Annotated in this window: 16 protein-coding genes; 8 read left to right on the forward strand and 8 right to left on the reverse strand. The window is 72.6% G+C overall.

What is annotated here, in order from left to right:
• Positions 1 to 77: 77 nt before the first annotated feature.
• A complete protein-coding gene (locus QRN30_RS08930) occupies positions 78 to 1,187 on the reverse strand; it encodes a YlbL family protein (protein WP_017887031.1) in 1,110 nt (369 codons plus the stop codon).
• Between the two features lie 151 nt (positions 1,188 to 1,338).
• On the opposite strand from QRN30_RS08930, the gene QRN30_RS08935 reads away from it, so the two are divergent.
• Both QRN30_RS08935 and QRN30_RS08940 read left to right on the forward strand, forming a co-directional pair.
• Complete coding sequence (locus QRN30_RS08935; RefSeq protein ID WP_263137185.1) at positions 1,339 to 2,757, forward strand: zinc-dependent metalloprotease; 1,419 nt, start codon at positions 1,339 to 1,341, stop codon at positions 2,755 to 2,757.
• A gap of 60 nt (positions 2,758 to 2,817) precedes the next feature.
• The gene (locus QRN30_RS08940) at positions 2,818 to 3,675 is read left to right on the forward strand and encodes a TOMM precursor leader peptide-binding protein (protein ID WP_017887033.1); all 858 of its coding nucleotides are present in this window, start codon (positions 2,818 to 2,820) and stop codon (positions 3,673 to 3,675) included.
• On the opposite strand, the gene QRN30_RS08945 is transcribed toward QRN30_RS08940, so the two are convergent.
• Positions 3,566 to 5,332 carry an ATP-dependent helicase gene (locus QRN30_RS08945; protein ID WP_017887034.1) on the reverse strand — a complete coding sequence of 589 codons (1,767 nt, stop codon included), beginning with the start codon at positions 5,330 to 5,332 and terminating at the stop codon, positions 3,566 to 3,568. The two genes, QRN30_RS08940 and QRN30_RS08945, sit on opposite strands and share 110 nt — an antisense overlap.
• On the reverse strand, positions 5,329 to 6,264 hold the full coding sequence (nudC, locus tag QRN30_RS08950) for an NAD(+) diphosphatase (protein ID WP_056072983.1): 936 nt from the start codon (positions 6,262 to 6,264) through the stop codon (positions 5,329 to 5,331). The genes QRN30_RS08945 and nudC overlap by 4 nt, the downstream gene beginning before the upstream one ends.
• Before the next feature lie 116 nt (positions 6,265 to 6,380).
• Here nudC and QRN30_RS08955 point away from each other — a divergent pair, with 116 nt between their 5' ends.
• Entirely contained in the window at positions 6,381 to 7,379 is a 999-nt protein-coding gene (locus tag QRN30_RS08955) for a phosphotransferase (RefSeq protein WP_284760920.1), read from the forward strand.
• 453 nt (positions 7,380 to 7,832) lie between these two features.
• Here the strand turns inward: QRN30_RS08955 and QRN30_RS08960 are convergent, their stop codons facing one another.
• Both QRN30_RS08960 and QRN30_RS08965 read right to left on the reverse strand, forming a co-directional pair.
• Positions 7,833 to 11,084: an ATP-dependent helicase gene (locus QRN30_RS08960; protein WP_284760922.1), complete on the reverse strand. Its 3,252-nt coding sequence runs from the start codon at positions 11,082 to 11,084 to the stop codon at positions 7,833 to 7,835.
• Positions 11,081 to 14,236 carry a UrvD/REP family ATP-dependent DNA helicase gene (locus QRN30_RS08965; protein WP_259551984.1) on the reverse strand — a complete coding sequence of 1,052 codons (3,156 nt, stop codon included), beginning with the start codon at positions 14,234 to 14,236 and terminating at the stop codon, positions 11,081 to 11,083. Before QRN30_RS08965 ends, QRN30_RS08960 begins: the two co-directional genes overlap by 4 nt.
• Before the next feature lie 128 nt (positions 14,237 to 14,364).
• On the opposite strand from QRN30_RS08965, the gene QRN30_RS08970 reads away from it, so the two are divergent.
• Both QRN30_RS08970 and QRN30_RS08975 read left to right on the forward strand, forming a co-directional pair.
• The gene (locus tag QRN30_RS08970) at positions 14,365 to 14,589 is read left to right on the forward strand and encodes a DUF3107 domain-containing protein (protein WP_031259670.1); all 225 of its coding nucleotides are present in this window, start codon (positions 14,365 to 14,367) and stop codon (positions 14,587 to 14,589) included.
• A gap of 4 nt (positions 14,590 to 14,593) precedes the next feature.
• Complete coding sequence (locus QRN30_RS08975; RefSeq protein WP_140448450.1) at positions 14,594 to 14,890, forward strand: hypothetical protein; 297 nt, start codon at positions 14,594 to 14,596, stop codon at positions 14,888 to 14,890.
• A gap of 87 nt (positions 14,891 to 14,977) precedes the next feature.
• On the opposite strand, the gene QRN30_RS08980 is transcribed toward QRN30_RS08975, so the two are convergent.
• Positions 14,978 to 15,691 carry a ferritin-like fold-containing protein gene (locus QRN30_RS08980; RefSeq protein WP_231564082.1) on the reverse strand — a complete coding sequence of 238 codons (714 nt, stop codon included), beginning with the start codon at positions 15,689 to 15,691 and terminating at the stop codon, positions 14,978 to 14,980.
• 190 nt (positions 15,692 to 15,881) lie between these two features.
• Between QRN30_RS08980 and QRN30_RS08985 the strand changes: the two genes are divergently transcribed.
• Entirely contained in the window at positions 15,882 to 17,387 is a 1,506-nt protein-coding gene (locus tag QRN30_RS08985; RefSeq protein ID WP_284760923.1) for a DEAD/DEAH box helicase, read from the forward strand.
• Between the two features lie 177 nt (positions 17,388 to 17,564).
• On the opposite strand, the gene QRN30_RS08990 is transcribed toward QRN30_RS08985, so the two are convergent.
• Entirely contained in the window at positions 17,565 to 18,437 is an 873-nt protein-coding gene (locus QRN30_RS08990; RefSeq protein ID WP_159557595.1) for a PHP domain-containing protein, read from the reverse strand.
• Between the two features lie 70 nt (positions 18,438 to 18,507).
• On the opposite strand from QRN30_RS08990, the gene QRN30_RS08995 reads away from it, so the two are divergent.
• Together QRN30_RS08995 and QRN30_RS09000 are read left to right on the forward strand one after the other, a co-directional pair.
• Positions 18,508 to 19,992, forward strand: coding sequence for an aminopeptidase P family protein (locus tag QRN30_RS08995; RefSeq protein ID WP_214584873.1), 1,485 nt, complete (start codon positions 18,508 to 18,510; stop codon positions 19,990 to 19,992).
• Between the two features lie 9 nt (positions 19,993 to 20,001).
• Positions 20,002 to 20,478: a GNAT family N-acetyltransferase gene (locus QRN30_RS09000; RefSeq protein ID WP_284760924.1), complete on the forward strand. Its 477-nt coding sequence runs from the start codon at positions 20,002 to 20,004 to the stop codon at positions 20,476 to 20,478.
• A 384-nt stretch (positions 20,479 to 20,862) separates the two neighbouring features.
• On the opposite strand, the gene QRN30_RS09005 is transcribed toward QRN30_RS09000, so the two are convergent.
• Positions 20,863 to 21,756, reverse strand: coding sequence for a YflT domain-containing protein (locus QRN30_RS09005; protein WP_284760925.1), 894 nt, complete (start codon positions 21,754 to 21,756; stop codon positions 20,863 to 20,865).
• Positions 21,757 to 21,850 lie beyond the last annotated feature (94 nt).

Consider the following 21,850-nt stretch of genomic DNA (forward strand, 5'->3'; position numbering starts at 1 on the left):
CTCGCGGCGGGCCGTCAGTGACACTGATCCTATGGGACCGGACCGGGCGTGAAGCTGTACGGGGGCTCAGGGACGGGTCAGGAACCGCAGCGGGCGAGCTTGGCGGTGCTCTTGCCGTCGGCGATCGTCTGCAGGTCGGTGACCGCCTGGTCGAGGGTTGCGACGCTGTAGACGTCGAGCCCGTCCGGCACGTGCCCGACGACCTCGTCGCAGTTGTCCGCGGGGGCCAGGAAGACCGTCGCACCCGCGTCGGCCGCCCCGTAGAGCTTCTGGCGGATGCCGCCGATGGGACCGACCTCGCCGTCGGCGGTGATCGTTCCGGTACCCGCGACGTGCTTGCCGCCGTTGAGCTTGCCCGGCGTGATCTCGTCGATGATCCCGAGCGCGAACATCATGCCGGCGGACGGCCCGCCGACGTCCTGCAGCCGGATAGACACCTTGAACGGGAAGTCGTAGCGCTCGGTGACGCCGACGCCGAGCAACGCCGTGCCCTGCTCGCTGCGGGGCGTGACCCGGAGCTCCTTCGTCGCGCCGCCCCGCTCGACGGTGACGGTCGCGGGTCGCGAGGTGCCGTGCTGCGCGACGGCTTCGCGCAGGCTCGTGGCGTCGGCGTTGGTCGTGAGCGACTTGCCGTCGAACGCCGTGATCACGTCACCCTTCTCGATCGCACCGTCCGCTGCCGAGCCCTCCTGCACGGCGCTGACCTCGAGCTCGGTCGGCAGGTCGTTCCCCTGCTGGATGAGCGCGGCTGCGACGGCCGACTGCTGCGACGCCTGCATGTCCGCGGAGTCACGCTCGTTGACCTGCTCGGTGGTGGTGCCGCTCGGGTAGATCGCCTCGACCGGGATCACCGCCTGCGACCGGGTGAAGATCGCGCGGATGACGCTGGTCCACGACGGGCGGTTCGTCGCGTCGCCCTGGATGCCGACGGTGAGCATGTCGAGGGCACCCGCCGTCGGGTACGTCTCGTGCCCGGAGACCTGGATGAGCTTGACGTCCTTCGCGTCCTTGCCGGTGCCCTGCTGCTGCGTGCCGATGGTGTTGTAGACCGGTCCGGGCACCTCGATGAGGTACGGACTGGGCAGCAGGCTCGCCAGCAGGCCCAGCACGACGGCGCCGATCAGGAACGCCCACCCGACCCTCCGGGCACGCGAGCGACGACGGGGCGCGGGGGCGAAGAGGGTCACGCGGGGTCCTTCCAGATGGGCACCCGCGCCTGGCGGCAGGGTGGTCGCCCACGCCTGGCAGCGGGGCTGTTCGCCCTGGGCGCAGCACTTCGGGCGTTCCCACGGGGGCATCCCAGGTGCGGCCCCGTGAGCAGCGATTAGCGTAGTCGGCATGCCTGATGAACCACAGCCGGGGCCGGACGACGACTTCCAGGAGATGCTGCGCAAGCTGCTCTCGGGCGAGGGGCAGATCGACCCGTCGCAGCTCGCCGGTGCCGCCGGTCTGCCGAACGACCCGGCCTCCGTGGCGAACCTGATGAGCCAGCTCCAGCGCGCCGCGCAGTCCGGCGGCGACGGCATCGACTTCTCGGCCACCGCCGAACGTGCAACCGCCATCGCCCGCGACGGCGGTCACGCAGTCGACCCGGCCACCTCGCAGGCGGCCGACCAGGCGTTCCAGGTCGCTGCACTGTGGCTCGACGAGGTGACGACGGTCGCCGAACTGACCGCAGCCCCGAGCCTCTACACGCGTGAGCAGTGGGCGAAGGCCACCACCCCGGTGTGGACGCAGATCGCCGAGCCCGTCGCCTTCAGCATCGCCGACGCCCTGACCGAGGCGATCGACCAGCGTGCGCCCGAGCAGCTCAAGGCGATGCTCGGGGACGTCTCGAAGGCGATGCGCGGCATCGGCGGAGCACTCTTCGCGATCCAGCTCGGCCAGGTCGTCGGGCAGCTCTCGAAGGAGGTCGTGTCCGGCGGCGACGTCGGCGTGCCGCTCCTCGACGAGCAGGTCGCCGCGCTCCTGCCGCAGAACGTCGCCGAGTTCGCCGAGGGCCTCGACGTCTCCGAGGACGAAGTCCGCATCTACCTGGCCGTCCGCGAACTCGCGCATGCCCGGCTCTTCCGGTCGGCACGGTGGCTCCGGCTGCACATCATCTCGTCGATCACGGACTACGCGCGGGGCATCCACATCCCGTTCGACCGCGTCGAGGAGCTCGCGGCCGACATCGACCCGACCAACCAGGAGCAGCTGCGCGACGCACTCGCCTCGGGTGCCCTCATCCCGCCGCGCACTGCCGAGCAGGACGCCGCACTCGCGCGGCTCGAGACGATGCTCGCGCTGGTCGAGGGCTGGGTGGACACGGTGACCGCCGCGGCGACCGTCCGTCTCCCCAAGGCCGGAGCGATCGCGGAGATGGTGCGGCGTCGTCGGGCCGCCGGTGGCCCCGCCGAGTCGGCGTTCGCCACGCTGGTCGGCCTGGAGCTGCGTCCGCGCCGTCTGCGCGAGGCCGCGGCGATGTGGCAGCGGGTGACCGACGAGCTCGGTGCCGAACAGCGCGATGCCCTGTGGGCACACTTCGACCTCGTGCCGACCTCGGACGACGTCGACGCGCCCGACGCCCTCGTCGCACGGCTGCGGAACCCGTCGCAGACCGACGAGGACGACGCGTTCGACAAGGCACTCGAAGACCTGCTGAACGACTCGACCGGGGCACGCCCGCACGAGGACGAATCCGGCCACGTGGCCGACGACCCCGAGGGCGGATCGGGCGACGGTCCAGGGGACCACACGGGCGACCCGCCCCGCTGAGTTCTCCACAGATCCGCTCCGTGACCCCACGCGTGCCGCCCACTCCGGCACCGTGGGGTCATGGGCATCCGCATCGATCCGACACTCGAGTTCGTCTGGCGTGACCCCGCCACGGTCCAGCTCGGGGTCGATCCCCCGCGTGCCGTCGTCGCTGTGCCCACCACCGGGGAAGAGCGGTTCCTCAACGGCCTCCGGCGCGAGACCGGGCACGACGTGCTGTCCGGCCTCGCGGTGGCATCGGGCTGCTCCCCGGAACGTGCGGCCGGGGTGCTCGGCGCTGCGTCGCCCGCAGTGGTCGAGGTCCTGCCCGAGCCGCTCGAACGCATCGAGGTGCACGGCCCCGGCGTCCTCGCCGACACCGTGGCGACGTTCCTCACCGGCGAGGGCGTGACGGTCAGCCGAACCACCTCCCCGGCCGGGGGTCCCATCACACTGCCCGACCCGGAACCCCGGCTCGCGGTGGTGGTGGCCGACCACGTGGTCGACCCGGCGCTCCGTGCCGCGTGGACCCGTCGTGGCGTGCCGCACCTGGCGGTCGTGGTGGGGGACGGCCGGGTCCGCCTCGGGCCGTTCGTCGTGCCGGGAGCCGGCCCCTGCCTGCAGTGCGCGGAGTACGCACGCGTCGACGACGACCCGGCCTGGCCGGCCATCGCGGCCCAGGTCTGGGGTCGGCACCCAGCGCCGCTGTCGCCGTGGCGGTCGGCGGCGGTGGCCGCAGCCACGGCACGGATGCTGCTGGAACGGCTCCCGCTCCGGACGCAACGTGCCGAGCCCGACCAGGTCGTCTTCGAGCGGGACGACCTGTCCGTCAGCCGTTCCCCGGTCCGGCCCCATCCGCGATGTGCGTGCCGAGCGCTGCCAGGAACCGACTCGGAGCCCGGGCTCCCCCACGCGTGGACCCCTGTTGCGACCACGTGATCGTGACGGATCGGCGGGCGCGGGTCAGCCCGACGTAGAACAGCCGTCGTTCCTCGTCCACCTCGGTGTCGGTCGACGCGTGCGAGATGGGCAGCAGCCCCTCGGCGGCGCCGGCGATGACCACGTGCGGCCACTCCAGACCCTTCGACGAGTGCAGCGTCGCGAGCGTGACGGCGTCGACCTCGGGTTCGTGGTGCGTCGCCGCGCGATCGACCAGGTCCTGGGTGAACTGCTGCATCGTCGTGCCCGCGGGGGCGTCCTCGGCCAGGCCCATGATGGCCTGCAGCGCCTCCCACTGCTCGCGCACTGCGCCCGTGCCCTCGGGCGGCGTCTCCGTCCAGCCGCTGACCTGCAGCACGAGCCGGACCCGTCGGGTCAGCTCGTCGTCGGTCTGCCGGATCGCCTCGCCGCGCATGTGGTGGACGGCGAGCTTGACCTCCGGGCGGTTGAAGAACCGCGTGCCGCCCTGCACCCGGTACGGGATCCCGTTCCGGCCGAGGGCGGACTCGAGCGCGGCGGACTGCGCCCCGACGCGGAAGAGCACGGCGCAGTCCCCGAAGGACGCGCCGGCCCCGACGAGCTCCGCGATCCGGCGGGCGATGGTCTGCGCCTCGTCACCGTCGTGGACGCAGGCCAGCACGACCGGGTCCGGGCCCGGTTCCTGGCTCTGGGCCACCAGGTCGAGCGCCCCGGGCTGACCGCGCATCAGCGTGTTCGCAGCGGACACCACCTCGCGCGTGGAGCGGTAGTTGCGTTCGAGCCGCAGGACCGATCCGCGCGGGAACTCCGACCCGAACCCGAGCAGGTAGTCGCTCGACGCCCCTGCGAACGAGTAGATGGTCTGACTGGCGTCGCCGACGACGCACAGGTCGTCGCGCCCGCCGAGCCAGGCGCGCAGCAGGTCGTGCTGCACCGGCGAGACGTCCTGGTACTCGTCGACGACGAAGAACCGGTACTGCTGCCGCACGTACGACGCCACACGGGGCTCGGACTCGACCATGCCGAGGGTCGCCAGCAGGACGTCCTCGAAGTCGAGCTGCCGCCGGTCGTCCTTCAGCCGCTCGTACGCCTTCATCAAGTCGATGACCCGGCGCGGCGTGGTGTCGCGCGGCATCACCCGGTCAGCGGCGGCGGCCTCGTACTCGTCGAGCGAGAGCATCTGCACCTTGCGCCACTCGACCTCGGCGGCCAGGTCGCGGAGCACCGGGGTGTCGACGTGCATGCCGACCGTGTCGGCGGCGTGCGCGATCATCCGCCCCTTGGACTCGACGATCTTGGGGGCGTGCCCGCCGACGGTGTCCGGCCAGAAGTAGCTGAGCTGCGCCATCGCTGCGGCGTGGAAGGTGCGTGCCTGCACCGTCCCGGCACCGAGCGCGCGCAGTCGCGACCGCAGCTCACCAGCGGCACGGCTCGTGAACGTCAGCGCGAGGACGTGGTTCGGGGCGTAGGTCCCCGTGGCGACCCCGTAGGCGATGCGGTGCGTGATCGCACGCGTCTTGCCCGTCCCGGCACCGGCCAGCACCGCGACCGGTCCGAGCAGTGTCCGGGCGACCGTCCGCTGCTCGGTGTCGAGCGCGGCGAGCAGTTCGTCGGGCGACGGCGGACGGGGTTCGACAGCCCCTGCGCCGGCTGTGCCGCGCGGACCGGCGACGCTCACGGCAGGTCCAGCGGCCCGCCGTACCACTCCTCGATGATGGCGCGGGCGATCGAGGTGCGTCCGGGCAGCAGCAGGGTGTCCCCGGCACGCTCGCGGATCTCGTCGCGCGAGAACCACCGCACGTCCAGGATCTCCACACCGTCGGGGCGGGCGGTCGTCGGGTCACCGCCTGCTGCACGCGCACGGAAGCCCACCATCAGCGACGCGGGGAACGGCCACGGCTGCGAGCCGAGGTACTCGGGCTCCTCGACGCGGACGCCGGATTCCTCCCAGACCTCGCGGCGGACGGCGTCCTCGAGCGACTCCCCCGGCTCGACGAACCCGGCGAGGAGCGAGTACCGGTCGGCGTCCCACGCGGCGTTCGAACCGAGCAGGATCCGGTCGTCGGCGTCGACCACCCCGACGATGATCGCCGCGTCGGTCCGGGGGAACAGGTCGTGCCCCTCCGGGTCGCGACGGACCCATCCACCGCTCACGACGGCGGTGGGCGATCCGGTGCGCGGGGAGAAGCCGTGCACTGCGTGCCAGTTGGCCATCGCGACGGCTTCGACCGCCAGTCCCTGGTCGCGCGGCGAGAGCTCGGTGCCGAACATCCGGAGGCTCTGCCAGGCGTCGTCGTCGGGTTCGATGGCGGTTGCCGTCGCGCTGTCGATCAGCGCAGCGACGAAACGGGTCCCCGCCGCGGCGTCCGGGGCGTCCGAGACAGCTCGGCCGAGGTACAGGGTGACGGTCTCGACCGGGATCTGGGCCGCGGTCACGAAGCGCAGGGTCCCGTCGGCGTTCCGGAGCATCTCGGCGCCGCGGACCGGCAGGTACCGGGTGCGCTCGTCCTGGCGCAGGACGCGCTCGAGGTCGTCGGTCGTGCGGAACTCGGCGTCGCGGTCGAGTTCGTTGCGGGAGAGCGGGAGCCGGGCGGCGAACTCGACGGTCACGGCGGGAGAGCTCCTCGGATCGGGTGCGGACGTGCAGGAGACGTGCGGTGGGCGTGCGGGCCGCCGAACAGCGTGGCGTGCAGCCGTGCACGCGTCACGCGCCTACCCTGAGGGGCATGGCGGGATCCCAGTTCACTCTAGCCGCGTTGGCGACGACGGCCGTTCCAGGTCTCCTCGTCACGGGCACGCGCACGCTCGGCTCGGCCGCGGCCGGCGACTACGAGTCGGCGCTCCTCCGCGACGCCGACGGCACCGAGATCGTCATCCGCCGCCCCCGGAACCAGCGCGCCGAGGCCCGCCAGTCGGCCGACCTCGTTGCCATCCGGGCGCTGAGCGCCGGGATCCGCACCCGCTTGCCGTTCGGCGTCGTCGAGTACCGCGGCCAGGCACCGATCGGATCGACGCGCGCCATCGTCACGACACGGCTGACCGGGACCCACCCGACGCTCGCGTCACTCGTCGAGCGCCCCGACCTCGCCACCAGCGTCGGCCGTGCCGTCGCCGCGATCCACCAGCTGCCGACGAGCTTCGTCTCCGACGCGGGCCTGCCCTCGCTCACACCGTTCGAGGTGCTCCGGTCCGCCGTCTCGGTGATGGACCGTGCCGTCGCGACCAAGCTCGTCCCCGCCGCGCTCGTCGAGCGTTGGGAGGGCGCCGCACGCGACCAACAGCTCTGGCAGTTCACGCCGACCGTCGTGCACGGCTCGCTCGGCACCGGCGCCCTGCTCGTCGACGGTGACGCGGTCACGGGGATCCTCGACTGGGGCGAGCTGCGGCTCGGCGACCCGGCCAAGGACCTCGCCTGGGTGCTCGCCGGCCGTCGCGACGCGTTCGAAACCGTCCTCAGCGCCTACGAAGCGAACGGCGGCGGTCGCGACCGCCAGCTCGCACAGCGTGCACGTGTGCACCACGAGCTCGAGACAGCGCACTGGCTGCTGCACGGCGTCCAGGCGAAGAGCACCGAGGTCGTCGACGACGCCGTCGCGATGATGCACCGCCTGGTCGACGCTGTGCACGCCCCGAGTGCGGAGCCGCTGCAGTCCGTGTCGCCGGAGACGATGGAGATCGGCGAGGTGGAGCAGCTGTTGTCCTCCACCGAGCGTCGCCACGGCTGACCCCGGATCGCGCCGCCGCACGTCGGTCACGACTCCCCGCTCGGTTCCGCGGGGCGGTCACAGATCGTCGGCTGCGTCGCGTCCATCCGACGGTCTGTGACCGCTCGCTGCGCCGAAGGCGGGGTGTCGTGACCGGTTCCGGTCGTCGGCTCGCGTCCGGGACGCGACCGTCTGGAGGCCCGGTGCCGGTCCGGCGGACCGGCACCGGGCCTCCAGGGCGGAGCACGACCGGCGGAGCACGACCGGGCGGAGCACAACCGGGCGGAGCACGACCGGCACAGCGCGCTGCAGGCGCAGTGCGGCGACACGGCAGGTGCGGTTCTTCCGGCACGTCCCGTCAGGCGCGTCCAGCGGCGGGCGCCGCGCGCGACACGGCAGGCGCGGCAGGTCCGGCGCGGCCCGCGCCGGACGCACCGCGGGCGGTCGCGCGCGCCTTCCGCCTGCCGCGGGACGTCAGCTGCCGATGGCCTCCGACCACGCGCGCTCCAGGCCGGCGCGGTCCAGCAGCTCGGACGGACGGACCTCGAGGTCATCGGCGACGAAGTAGAACACCGCGTCGACCTGGTCGAGCGGCCGTCCGGTGAACTCGGCGTACGCGACGCGGTACAACGCGAGCTGCAGGGTGCGACGAGCCAGGTCGTCTGCCCCCGAGGGAGCCTTGCCCGTCTTCCAGTCGACGACCTCGGCACGCCCGTCGATCTCGTAGACGGCGTCGAGCTTGCACACGACGCTGTGCCCGAGGAACGGGATGTGGATCTCGCGTTCGACCTCGATCGGTGTCAGCCCGGCCCACCGTGAGCGGGCGAACGTCGCCTGGAAGTCCGCGAGTCGGCGGGCGTCGTCGTCGGTGACCACGGCGTCCGGCGATGCGTCGACGAGGTCGTCGGCGTCGAGGTCGAGCTCGCCGTCCCAGACGTCGAGGGTCTCGAGCCCGCCACCGCTCCGCGCCCGCTGCTCCACCCACTGGTGGAAGAGCGTGCCGAGACGGGTGGCACGGTACGGTCGCTCGGGCATCGGCCGGCGGAGCCGCTCGGCCACGGAGTCGGGTTCGGTCAGGTAGTCCTTGAAGCCCGACGCCGGGACGCGGTGCGGGACGGCGACCGCGTGCTTCGCGTTCCGGGTGGCGTGCCGTTCGGCGAGCAGCAGGTCGATGTCGGCGGCGAAGCGCCCGGCGGCTCCGGGGTTCGCGTTCCGCACCCGCTCGGCCGCAGCCAGGACCCGCGGCGCCCGCTGCCCGAACGGCACGTGCGGCCAGGTCTGGGTCGCGCCGCTCTCCCCCATCGGGTTCTCGTCGTGCACCGTCGTCTCCGGGATCGCCGCGCCGTCGATGACGTCGGCGTCCACCAGGTCGCGCAGGTAGCGGCTCGGTTCGGTGGGTCGGACCCCGCCGGCCCAGAACGAGCCGGACACCAGCAGGTCGTGCTTGGCGCGGGTCAGGGCGACGTAGGTGAGCCGGCGTTCCTCGTCCTCGTTGCGGGCCTTCACCTGTTCCTTGAAGGCGTCGATCGCCGTGGTGACGTCCTTCTGGGTCTCCTGTCCGCGCCAGGCGAGCCGGGGCAGCTCCGCGGCGTCCCCGCGGAACTCGTACGGCAAACGGCCGAACCCGAGCCAGCCGGACGAGCCCTCCTGCGGACGCGCGGGCAGACCGCCCTCCACCATCCGGGGCACCGCGACGGCGTCCCACTCGAGCCCCTTGGACCCGTGGATCGTCAGGATCTGCACGGTGCCGGCCTCGGGCTCCTCGGAACGCGGGCCCATGTCGTCACGCCGGGCTGCGGCGTCGATCCAGCCGAGGAACGAGCCGAGGTCGGCGCGGTCGTCGGTCGACACGAAGCCGGCGAGCTCGTCGATGAAGGCGTCGAGGTACGCGCCGCTGCCCTGTTCGTGCGCGGCGACCTCGATGTCGAGTCGCATCTCCTGCACGACGAGCGTCACGAAGTCGACCAGGTCACTCCCCGCGCGTGAGCGGAGCATCGCGAGCTGCCCGCCGAGCGCGCGCATCCGGCTGCGACCGGCGGCGGTGATGCCCTCGAGCGCACCGTGCTCGTCGGGCGCGGTCGCGACGAAGTCGAGCGCGTCGACGATCGACCCGTGCTCCCCTGCGGCGACCGAGGCCCGGAACGCCGCGGTCAGGTCGTCGTCGAGACGCTGCTGGGTGTGGTCGCGCTGGAACAGCCACCGGGCGAGCTGGTGCAGGGCGACGATGTCCGCCGCCCCGACCCGCCACCGCGAGCCCGCGAGCAGCCGGATCAGGTCGTTGCCGGCCGCCGGGTCGTGCAGCACGCGCAGGCATGCCACCAGGTCGACGATCTCCGGGCGCTGGAGCAGTCCTCCGGTCCCGAGCACGTGGTACGGCACCCCGCGGGCACCGAGCGCCGCTGTGAACGCCGCGAGGTCCTTCCGGGCCCGCAGCAGCAGCGCCATCGAGCCCGCCGGGGCCCGCCGGCGGTGGTCCTGGAACCACGCCGCGACCTCGTCGGCCTCTTCCGGCAGGGTCTCGGGGAACACCACCCGCACGGTGCCGGCGTCGGCGCCCGGTCGCGGCGAGAGCCGTTCGACGTCGACCTCGGACGCCTCGGACAGCGGCGCCACGATCGCGTTCGCCCCCGCGAGCACGTCGACCGGGTTCCGCCAGCTCGTCGACAGCGCGAAGGTCACCGGCTCGGCCACGCCGGGTTCGTCGCCCCCGAAGTCGTGCGGGAACCGGGCGAGGTTCGCCGCACTCGCCCCACGGAACCCGTAGATCGACTGGTGTGGGTCGCCGACCGCCATCACCGAGTGCCCGCGGAACAGCCGGGCGAGGAACCGGGTCTGCACCACCGAGGTGTCCTGGTACTCGTCGAGGAGCACCACGCCGTACCGACTCCGCAGGTCGTCGACGACGCGCGGTGCCGACTCGGCCGCGGCGAGCGCCAGGGCGATCTGGTCGGAGAACTCCACGAACCCGCGGTCGACCTTCTGTCGACGGAACTCGGCGACCAGGTCGGCCAGGGGTTCGAGGGCGCCGATGGCGGCGACCGCGTCGGTGATCGCCTTGTACGGCTTGCCCCGGTTGCCGGGGAGTTCGAGCAGCTCGGAGAACTCGATGGCGAACCGGCGCAGGTCTTCTGGTTCGACGAGGTGTTCGGAGGTGGCGCCGGCGAGCGCGACCACGGCGGCGGTCAGGGTGTCGACGTCGCGGTCGAGTCCGGCGAGCCGGTCGTCGCGGGCGGCCACCACGACCCGACGGGCGAGCTGCCAGGCCGAGGGTTCGGTCAGCACCTGGGACTCGCCGTCGCGGCCGACGAGCAGGGCGTTCTCGCGGAAGACCGCGTTCGCGAAGGCGTTGTACGTCGAGACGGTGGGCGCTTCGAAGGCGTCCCCCGGGGTGATCAGCCCGACGTCCTCGAGCGCGCGGATGCGGTCGTTGATGCGGACCGACAGTTCGCCGGCGGCCTTGCGGGTGAAGGTCAGGCCGAGGACCTCGTCGGGGCGGACGAGCCCGTTGGCCAGCAGCCAGACCACGCGCGAGGCCATCGTCTCGGTCTTCCCGCTGCCCGCTCCGGCGACGACCAGCGCAGGCACGAGCGGCGACTCGATGACGGCGCGCTGCTGGGCGGTGGGACGGGGGCGGCCCAGCGCGTCGGCGATGGCGTCGGCACCGTGCCGGATGACGGGCGGCGCAGCAGCAGCAGCCGTGTCGGTCGTCTCGGTCGGGTCGCTCACCAGGTCACCTCCGCCACCACGTGGATCCGGCACTCGACCCCGGTCCGGGCCTTCTCGCAGTGGTCGTCCACGTTCGCCACGAACGTCCGGCCGGCCATGCCCCGCGCCACACCGTGCAGGCGCTCGCGGTACGCCTCGCGCGCCTCGGCGTCGAACGCGTGCTGCGTCCGCTCCGAGAAGGCGTGGCCACCGCGGGGGTTCTGGACGAAGACCAGCCGCGCATCGGTCATCGGGGAGCCGGCGGGTACACCGTCGACCGCGCCGTCCTCGACCGCGAGTTGGTAGGCACCGAGCTGCGGGTGTTCCGGCATGTCGTTCTTCTCGCTGGGCATCGAGCGGCCGGTCTTCAGGTCGACGACGCTGACACGGCCGTCGGGGTCGACCTCGATGCGGTCGATGCTCCCCCGGATGCGTGCTGGACCGGTCACGAGCGCGAACGAGGTCTCGGCGCCGAGCAACTGGCGCCCGGCGCTGGCGAAGGTGCGGAGGTAGTCGCTCAGTCCCTCGATCATCCGCCGCGTCCGCGCGCGCTCGCGGTCGGCGACCCAGGGCGACTCGAACGTGAGCTCGTCCCACCGTGACTCGACCCGCTCCCACAGCGACTCGACGTCGATCTCGGTGGCGTGCTCCATCGCTTCGTGCACGATGGTGCCGATGCCCATCGCCGGGCTCGGGGCACCGCCACCGAAGGTCTGCGCGAACCAGTGCACCGGGCACTCCTCGAAGGTGCCGATCCGTGACGGCGACACCGACACGGCCGGCGCGACGGGCTCCCCGCCCTCGACCTCGGGCACGGGCTCGGCGTCGAGGTCGACCAGGGGTTCGTCGGTGGTCGGCTCGGCGAGTCCGTACCACTCGTCCGGAGCCGCCCCGGGTACCTCTGCCTCGGCCAGGCGGGCCAACGCGGACGCGGCTTCGTGGTCGCCGGAGCCCACCACCCGTCGGCGCAGCGACCCGGCGAGCCCGCGCAGCGAAAGTGGATGAACGGTCGGCTGGCGGTCCGGCGGGACCGGGACGAGACGGACGAAGGGCGACGGTGACTCGTCGTCGTTCGCGACGGTGCCGATGACGACCTGCGTGGTCGCGCGGGACACCGCCCGGGCGAAGAGTCGGAGTTCGTCGGCGACGACGGCGGCGCGGTCGTCGATGGGCGAACGCTCGACACCGGCGGCCGCGCGCACCAGGCCGTCCGGGTCGAGCAGGCTGCCGCGCACCCGGGTGTTCGGCCAGACACCGTCCTGCAGGCCGAGCACCACGACCACGTCGCACTCGAGTCCGATCGTCGCCGAGGGGGTCAGCACCCGCACACGGCCGGCGGTCCGGTCGGGGCCGATCGAGTCCTCGGGCAGGTCGGCACCGAGCAGGTCGTCGACGAAGACCCGCGCGGGGGCGTCCGGCGTGCGCTCGACGAAGCGCTTGGCGGCGGTGAACAGGCCGACGACGGCGTCCAGGTGGCGGTCGGCCTCCCCCGCACCCACACCACCGGCGGCGGACTGGGCACCCCACGACTTCGCGAGGCCACTGCGTTCCCAGAGCCCCCAGAGGATCTCCTCGATGCTCGACCCCGCATCGGCGTCGGCACGCGCCTGTACCAGGCTCCGGGCAAGTCGGGTCGCACGCCGCGCGAACCCGGCGTCGACCGTCGCCAGTCGCTCCGGTGCGCCCAGCGCCTCGACCAGCAGTTCGTCGGCGGTGCGGCTGCCGTCGCCCGCGAGCTCCTCGCGCCGCAGTGCGAGCCGGAGTCTGCGCATCGCCAGGGTGTCGAGGCCGCCGAGGGGACCCGTGGCGAACGCGGTGGCCAGGGCGGCGTCGAGCGGCAGGACGTCGAGCGCCACCGCAGCCGCGTCGAGCAGCGCCCGCGCCGCGGAGTCGTCGCGCGGACGGACGGGCGCCGCGCCGGCGGTCGCCGGGACCTCGGCCACGGAGAGCGCCCGCACGAGTTCCGGGATGGCAGCGCCGCTCCGGGTGACCACGGCCATCCGGTGCCACGGCACGCCGTCCAGCAGGCGGTGTTCGCGGAGTCGACGAGCGATCGCGACCACGAGGGCGGACCGGCTGGCAGCTTCGAGGTGGACGACGGCGTCGGACCGCGCGTCCTGGTGGCTCGCCGCGGCGCTTCTCTGTCGTCCGGCCGCCGCGGTGCCGATGCGGCCCGTGACGCCGGAGACCAGGGCGCGGATCGGCGCGGGGTGCCGGTGGACGGCGCCGAGGAACAGCTCGTCGACGCGGTCCACCCCGAGTCGCACGGCGAGCCGTCCGAGCACGTCCGGTTCGGCGCCGCGGAACGCCGAGGCGGCGATGTCCGGGTCGCCGAACGCGACGATCTGCACCCCGGAACGCGCGAGGGCTCCGAGCAGGGCGATCTCGCCCTCCACCAGTTCTTGCGTGTCGTCGACGACGACCAGCCGCAGGGCGGCGATGCTCGCGGGGAGCTCGTGCCGCAGCACCGCGGCGGTGGCGTACGCCACGAGCTCGCCGGAGTCGAGTCCGGTCGGCCGGAACGCGGTGACCGAGGCGCGGTAGTCGTCGACGAAGTCACCCACGGCGTGCCACTCGGGTCGACCGAGCTCGTCGCCGAGTTCGCGCATGTCGTCGGGCTCGACACCAGCGGCGACCGCGCGCATCATCACGTCGCGGAGTGCGGTGCGGAACCCGGCGCGTTCACGGACGACCGCGGTGATCGGGTCGGGCCAGGCCGGACCGGCTGCGTCGAGTTCGTGCCCGGCGAGCAGGTCGGCGATGATCCGGTCCTGCTCGCCACCGGTCAGCAGCGTCGGGGGTTCCTGCCCCTGCACCGCCGCCGCGTGCGTGACGATCTGGAACGCCAGGGAGTTCACGGTGCGTGCGAGGGCCCCGGGAACGACCCGGTCGACCGTCCGCGCCAGTCGGTCGCGCAGCGCCGTCGCCGCTGTGCGTGCAGAGGTCAGTGCCAGGACCGTCGCGTGCCCGTCCGGGGTGATCGCATCGGGGCGGTTCAGGCGGTCGGCGACCAGGCGAGCGAGCGTGGTCGTCTTGCCGCTGCCCGGGGCGCCGATCACCGCACCGTGGCGGCCGTCCGGCAAGGCGAGCACCGCAGCCTGCGAGGGGTCGTCGACCAGTGCGCGCGCGAACCCGGTGTCTTCGGGAGCGGGCATCAGCGTGGTCTGCGGCACGCTCGTACGGTACCGAGGACCGCCGACAGCACCGCCCCGGACGCGCGGGGCACCGGTCGTCCGACCGCCCGAGTGCGCCCGCGGCGAACGGCCGATGCCGCACGGGACCGCTCGGATACGCTGTGCTCGTGGACATCAAGATCGGCATCATCAACAGCCCGCGCGAGATCGCGTTCGAGACCGCCCAGACCGCGGACGAGGTCGAGAAGGCCGTGTCCGAGGCGCTCACCGCGAAGTCGACGCACCTGTCGCTGCAGGACGACAAGGGCCGTCGCTTCATCGTCCCCGTCTCGGCCCTGGCGTACGTCGAGGTCGGCGCGGAAGAGGCACGGCGCATCGGCTTCGTCGCCTGACGACGTGGAACTGCTCTTCGCCGTCCTCGGCGGCATCATCATCGGCGCGGTCGCGCATGTGATCCTGCCGTGGCGGTCGAACCGCGGCGTGCTCGTCGGCCCCGCTGCCGGCGGCATCGCCGCAGCCGTCCTGTGGGAAGCGCTGACCTGGGCCGGGTGGCGGTACGACGGCACCTGGATCTGGGTCGTGGCCCTCGTGGGGGCCGGCGTGGTCGCAGTCGTGGTCGAGTGGCTCCTCGGAACCCGGCGCGACAAGGGCGACGCCGCGTACTACGAGCAGCTCAAGACGCGCGGCGCCTGACACTCGGGCAAGCCCGACACCCGAGCAAGCCAACGATCGAGCAAGCGTGACGCTCGATCGAGCGTGAAGCTCGAGCGGGCCTGCCGCTCAAGCCGTCAGGCCGAGCGCGTCCATCCGTCGGGTGTGCGCGGCGATGAGCTCGGTCCAGACCGGCTCCAGTCGCTCCTGGTCCTCACGGGCGTGCGACGCCAGGGCGGACCGGGCGACGAGCAGGGTGTCGCCCACCAGACGCCGTCCCCACATCGCCAGGCGCGATCCGATCTGCGGGTCGTCCTCGATGTGGGCAGTCAGCTCCTCGACGACCGCCGCTTCCTCGCGCGCGTCGAACACCGAACGCAGCCGCTGCCGCACGTCGATCGGCAGCGAGCGGAGCAGGTTGCCGAACAGGTCGTTCAGGATGCCGGCCGTCACGTAGCCGGTGAGCATCGACTCGTACCAGTCGGCACCGCTCGTCCGTTCGAGGAACAGGTCGATCGCCTCGCGGTGCGGTGCCATCAGCGCCGCCGGGTCCCCGCCGGTGCGCTCGATCTCGGCCACAATCGTGCGGTGCCGCTCGAGCGCCGTGGTCGCGAGCACCCCGGTGACCAGACGGCCGGAGAGCGTCGGTGCCGAAGCACCGGCTCGTCCCATCGTCTCGTAGACGGAGAGCTGCAGGTAGGCAGCCTGCCCCAGGTAGACGTCGAGCTCCGGGGTGACGTCGTCGAGCGCGAGCCGCTTGACCTGCGCTGCTCCGCGCGGGTTCCGCGACGCGAGCCATGCGGCAGCGAGCTGCGCCGCGCGCTTCCGGTTCCACCACGACACCACCCGACCAGCATAGAGGGCACCCGCCGGTCACCCGCCCGACGCCCAGCGGCGCCAGCCGGTCACCCGCCCGACGCCCAGCGGCACCCGCCGGGCGCCCGCCCCGACGTCCAGCGGCACCCCGGAGTGCCCCGGACCACGCGCCCGTCGGTAGACTGGCCCGGACTTCCACCAGAACTAAGGTGATTCTTTGACTTTCTCAGACCTCAACATCGACCAGGACATCGTCGATGCACTGGCCGGCAAGGGCATCATCGAGCCCTTCCCGATCCAGGAACAGACCATCCCGCTCGGCCTGACCGGCCAGGACATCATCGGCCAGGCCAAGACGGGTACCGGCAAGACCCTCGGGTTCGGCCTGCCGCTGATCCAGCGACTCGGTGCCGACCCGGCCCACGGTGTGAAGGCGCTCGTCGTCGTCCCGACCCGTGAACTCGCGGTCCAGGTCACCGAGGACCTCGAGCTCGCGGCGTCCAACCGCCCGACCACGGTCGTCTCGATCTACGGCGGCAAGGCCTACGAAGGCCAGGTCGAACAGCTCAAGGCCGGCGCCCAGATCGTCGTCGGCACGCCCGGGCGACTCATCGACCTGCAGCGGCAGCGTCTGCTCGACCTCTCCCACGTGCAAGAGGTCGTGCTCGACGAGGCCGACCGCATGCTCGACCTCGGGTTCCTGTCGGACATCGAGCGGATCTTCCAGGCGGTCCCCGAGGTGCGGCACACGATGCTGTTCTCGGCGACGATGCCCGCGCCGATCGTCGCGCTCGCACGACGGTTCATGAGCCGTCCGGTGCACATCCGGGCGACCGACCCGGACGAGGGCCTCATGCAGGCCAACATCAAGCACCTCATCTACCGCGCGCACTCGCTGGACAAGGACGAGGTCATCGCCCGCATCCTGCAGGCCGAGGGTCGCGGCAAGACCGTGATCTTCACGCGCACGAAGCGTGCCGCGGCGAAGCTGGTCGAGGAACTCAAGGACCGCGGGTTCAACGCGGCAGCGGTGCACGGTGACCTCAACCAGGAGCAGCGCGAGCGCGCCATGGCGGCGTTCAAGGCCGGCAAGCGCGACGTGCTCATCGCCACCGACGTCGCCGCCCGCGGCATCGACGTCGACGACGTCACGCACGTGATCAACCACACGATCCCGGACGACCCGGACACCTACCTGCACCGCGCCGGCCGCACCGGCCGCGCCGGCAAGACCGGCATCGCGGTCACGTTCGTCGACTGGGACGACCTGCACAAGTGGACGCTGATCGACAAGGCCCTCGAGTTCGGCATCCCCGAGCCCGTCGAGACCTACTCGTCGTCGCCCCACCTGTTCGAGGAACTCGACATCCCCAAGGGCACCAAGGGCCGTCTGCCCGGCTCGTCGTCGCACGCGGCTTCTGCCGGTGCCCCCGCCGAGAAGCGCAGCAGCGACCGCCCGGCGACGGGTTCACTTGACGCGTCGCGTTCGCGGTCGCGCAGCCGCACCCGGTCAGGAGGCTCGGAGCAGTCCGCCCCGCAGGCTCCGGCAACCGAGTCGGTCGCCCCCACGGCCGTGGCCGGTACCGAGGACGGCTCCGCCGCCGAGGGTGGTTCCACCGACGGCGCCGCGAAGCGTCGCCGCCGTCGCCGCCGTCGCGGCGCCGGCACCGGCGATGCCTCGGCGACCGCCTCGGCACCGCAGGGAACGTCGGACGGCGAGTAGCGCCTCCAGACCGAAGGGCCCGTCGCTGACGCGACGGGCCCTTCGTCGTCCCCACCTGCCGACTACCCCCGCGAAAGCGACAGATCGCCGCGAACCGTCGGCGGGAATCTGTCGCTTTCGCGGAGGGGTCAGGCCGCCGCGAGCGAGATGTGTCGCTTCGGTGAGACGAGCCTCGGGTCAGGACAGGCGCGAGCCGGGGCCGACCACGGGGGCGCTGCCCGTGGCCTGGGCGACGATGGCGTCGAAGGACACGCGCGCGGTCCGGTGTTCCCCCAGCCGGTTCGGCTTGCCGGTGCCGTGGTAGTCGCTCGAACCGGTGACGAACAGGTCGTAGCGGGTCGCCCAGTCGAGCAGGGTGCGCTTGCCGTGCGCCAAGTTCTCGCGGTGGTCGACCTCGAGACCGCCGAGCCCGGCGTCGACCAGGGAGCGGAGCATCGGTTCGTCGATGACGATCCCGCGCGACGACGCCGCCGGGTGCGCGATGACGGGCACGCCGCCTGCCTGCCGGATGAGCTCGACGCCGCGCAGGGGCGACGGTGCCTCGTGGGGTTCGTAGTAGCCGGAAGCCGGGTGCAGGATGCCGCGGAACGCCGCCGACCGGTCGGACTCGAGCCCACGGGCGACCAGGGCGTCCGCGATGTGCGGGCGGCCGATCGTGGCGCCGGGGCTGGACTGGGCCAGGACGTCGGCCCAGGTGATCGGGTGGTCCTCAGCGATGCGGTCGACCATGCGGTGCGCGCGCGAGAGCCGACCGTCGCGGATGCGGGTCGTCTCCTCGACCAGACCGGGGTGCTCGGGGTCGACCAGGTAGCCGAGCACGTGCACGCTCCGGTACCCGATCCGCGTGCTCAGCTCGAGCCCCGGCAGCAGGGTCAGGGGCAGCTCGAGTGCCGCGGCCGTGGCGTCCGCCCACCCGGCCGTCGTGTCGTGGTCGGTCAGCGCGACGGCGTCGAGTCCGGCGGCCGCGGCTGCTCGCACGAGCTCCGCGGGACGCTCGGTGCCGTCGGAGACACTGGAGTGCGCGTGCAGGTCGATGAACGGGTCTGGCACGTGGCCAATGCTATCCACAGGTGAGCGGCCGCACAGGCCGGGTGTCGTCCGGCGGTGCGATGATGGACGCATGGCCGACACGACTCCCCGCGCGACGAGCAACCGATCCACGACCCCCGGGTCCTCGACCTTCAAGGACTTCATCGGGTCGCAGTGGGCCGAGCGCGACGAAGCGCAGCCCGAACCCCGCGAGCAGGCCGCGTTCGCCGCCGAACGTCGCGCCCGCATCTCCGAGCTGCACCCGGGCCGCACGATCGTGGTGCCCGCCGGACAGGCCAAGGTCCGCTCGAACGACTGCGACTACCCGTTCCGCCCGCACTCCACCTTCGCGCACCTGACCGGCTGGGGCACCGACACCGTCGTCGGCTCCGTGCTCGTGATGACGCCGAACGGCTCCGGGCACGACGCCACGCTGTACTTCCGCGCCACCGCGGGCCGCGACTCGGAAGAGTTCTACGCCAATCCCGAGATCGGCGAGTTCTGGGTCGGTCCGCGCCCCTCGCTCGACGCCGTCGCCGCCGACCTGGGGCTGGCCACGGCCGAACTCGGTGCGTTCACCGCCGTCGCCGACGCGCTCGACGCCTCGGCGCTGCTGGTGCGCGAAGCAGACGACGACCTGACCCGGTCGCTCGACACCCGCATCGGTGCGGCGATCGGTGGCGTCGACGAGACCGACGACTCCCCGGCGACCGACGACCTGCTCGCCCGCGACCTGTCCGAGCTCCGACTGGTCAAGGACGCGTACGAAGTCCGTGAGCTCCGCAAGGCCGTCGACGCCACGAAGCACGGGTTCGACGACGTCATCGCCGACTTCGACGCCGTGCTCGCCCATCCGCGCGGGGAGCGCATCGTCGAGGGGACGTTCAACCGGCGGGCCCGCGCCGACGGCAACACCGTGGGCTACGACACCATCGCCGCTTCGGGCCACCACGCCTGCATCCTGCACTGGACCCGCAACGACGGCGCCGTGCAGCCCGGCGACCTCATCCTCATCGACGCGGGGGTCGAGGTCGACTCGTTCTACACCGCCGACATCACCCGCACGCTGCCGGTGAGCGGCACGTTCTCGCCCGTGCAGCGCATGGTCTACGAAGCCGTGCTCGAAGCCGCCGACGCCGCCTTCGCGATCGTCAAGCCGGGCATCACGTTCCGCCAGGTGCACGCCACCGCGATGCAGGTCATCGCGCGGAAGACCGCCGAGTGGGGCTTCCTGCCGGTCTCGGCCGCCGAGTCGCTCGAGCCGGACAACCAGTTCCACCGCCGCTACATGGTGCACGGCACGAGCCACCACCTCGGCCTCGACGTGCACGACTGCGCGAAGGCCCGCCGCGAGATGTACCTCGACGGCACCGTGCAGGCCGGCATGGTCTTCACGATCGAGCCCGGGCTGTACTTCCAGCAGGACGACCTGACCGTGCCCGAGGAGTTCCGCGGCATCGGCGTCCGCATCGAGGACGACATCCTGGTCACCGAGGACGGCGCCGAGAACCTGTCCGTCGGTATCCCCCGGACCCCCTCGGAAGTGGAGGGGTGGATCGCCCGTTCCGGCCGCTAGCGTGAGCGGGTGACGACGCCCGAGGTCTCCCCGAACACCTTCTCGATCGAGGTCGAGCACTTCGACTCACCTGACGCCCAACGGCTCCGCGCCGCACAGCGACTGGAGATCGACCGGGCGCACGGCGGCGACACCGAACCGGGCGAGAAGCCGACCGCCGACTCGGTCTCTGTGTTCTTCGTCGCGCGGGACGAGTCGGGCACCCCCCTGGCGTGTGGGGGCCTGCGCGTGGTCGACGACGGCATCGCCGAGATCAAGCGGATGTACGTCCGGCCGGAGTCACGCGGGTCGGGTGTCGCCGCCGAACTGTTGCGTCGGTTGGAAGAGGCCGCGCTCGACCTGGGCTCCCCGGCGCTCGTGCTCGAGACGGGCACGGAGCAGCAGCGCGCCGTCGGGTTCTACCAGCGCGAGGGCTTCCGGCGGATCGCGAACTTCGGGCCCTACGTCGGTGCGCCCCTGTCGATCTGCTACTCGAAGGTCCTCTAGCGCGGCGACGCCGACCGGGCCTGCCCGGACCGCGCCGCGCGAAAGCCCGGCTCGCGCGCGCCCGAGCCCGCTCGGCTCTCGGTCACGACGTGCCGTCGGCCCGAGGCCGAGCGGTCGCGAACCGTCGTCTGGGCCGGCGCCGAACGACGATCTCCGACCGCTCGAGGCCTCGCGTGCGGGGTGTTGCGACCGCCCGGACCGCCCGACCGTCCGGACTCAGGCAGCGAGGTCGCACGAAGTGCCGCCCGTGCAGCTCGGCGGCGACAGTTCGTGCGACCTCGGCGGACGTGAACGGCGTGTCGAGCGATCTCGCACGACCCGAACTCGCGCGACCCGACCTCGCGCGACCCGAGGACGACGCCGGTCGCGCCAGCCGGAGCCCGGCTAGCGGCGGTCGCTGTTCCCGTCGCCATCGCCGTCACGCTGGGCGTCCGGCGAGGACGAGGGCTCCGGCGGCGTCGCACCGGCCACCCGCTCGCCGTAGCGCGGCGGCTCCTCGGGCCGACGCTCCGGAACCGGCGGGGCCGCGGGGGCGGCAGCGGTCTCCGGGGTCTCCCCGTACCGGGGCCCGTCGTTCGTGCCGTAGCGCGGCGGGCCCGAAGGCGCAGCCGTCTGCGCGCCGGGGGCCGACGTGCCGGGGTGCTGCGGGCCTCCTGGCTGCTGGTGCGGGGTGGCGTGCCCGCCGTACGGCGACTGCTGCTGCGGCGGGACCCCGCCGGGGCCCGGGCGCCACTGCTGCTGCTGCTGCTGCTGCTGCTGCTGGGGAGCGTCGTTCCAGTGCGTGGACGGGGTCGCCCCGTGCTCACCGAGGATCCGCTGCGCCTGCCCGGTCAGCTGCGGGTTGACGACGATCTGGTAGTTCGTGGCGAGCACCTGGTGGACGCTGGTGAAGTCACGCTGCCGCTTGGTGATGGCGAACGAGGCGATGCCGTAGAGCATGCCGAACGCGGCACCGATGATCGCCGCGGCGAGGATCAGGCCGCCGGCGCTCGGCGAGAAGAGCGTGAGCACGATGCCGAAGAAGATGCCGAGCCACAGACCGGACAGCGCACCGGCGATGGCGGCGCGGCCGTAGGTCATCTTGCCGGTGACCCGTTCGACCGTCTTCAGGTCGTTGCCGACGATGGAGAGCTGGTTGACGGGGAAGTCGGCCTCGGCCAGCTTCGCCACCACACGCTGCGCGTCGGGGTAGCTGTCGTACGTTCCCAGGACGTCGCCCTTGGGCAGCGTCGGGAACGCCTGGGCGGTCCTGCCGGCGAAGGGGCTCTGATTGCTCACCCAGCCATCATTCACCGCACACCTTGCAATCGCACGTGCACTCTCAGGGAAGCCGCCGACCGGCGCGGGCGAACGCGCGCACCCGAACGACTAC

The organism is Curtobacterium sp. MEB011 (genome assembly GCF_030209655.1).
Taxonomy (GTDB): Bacteria; Actinomycetota; Actinomycetes; order Actinomycetales; family Microbacteriaceae; genus Curtobacterium; species Curtobacterium poinsettiae.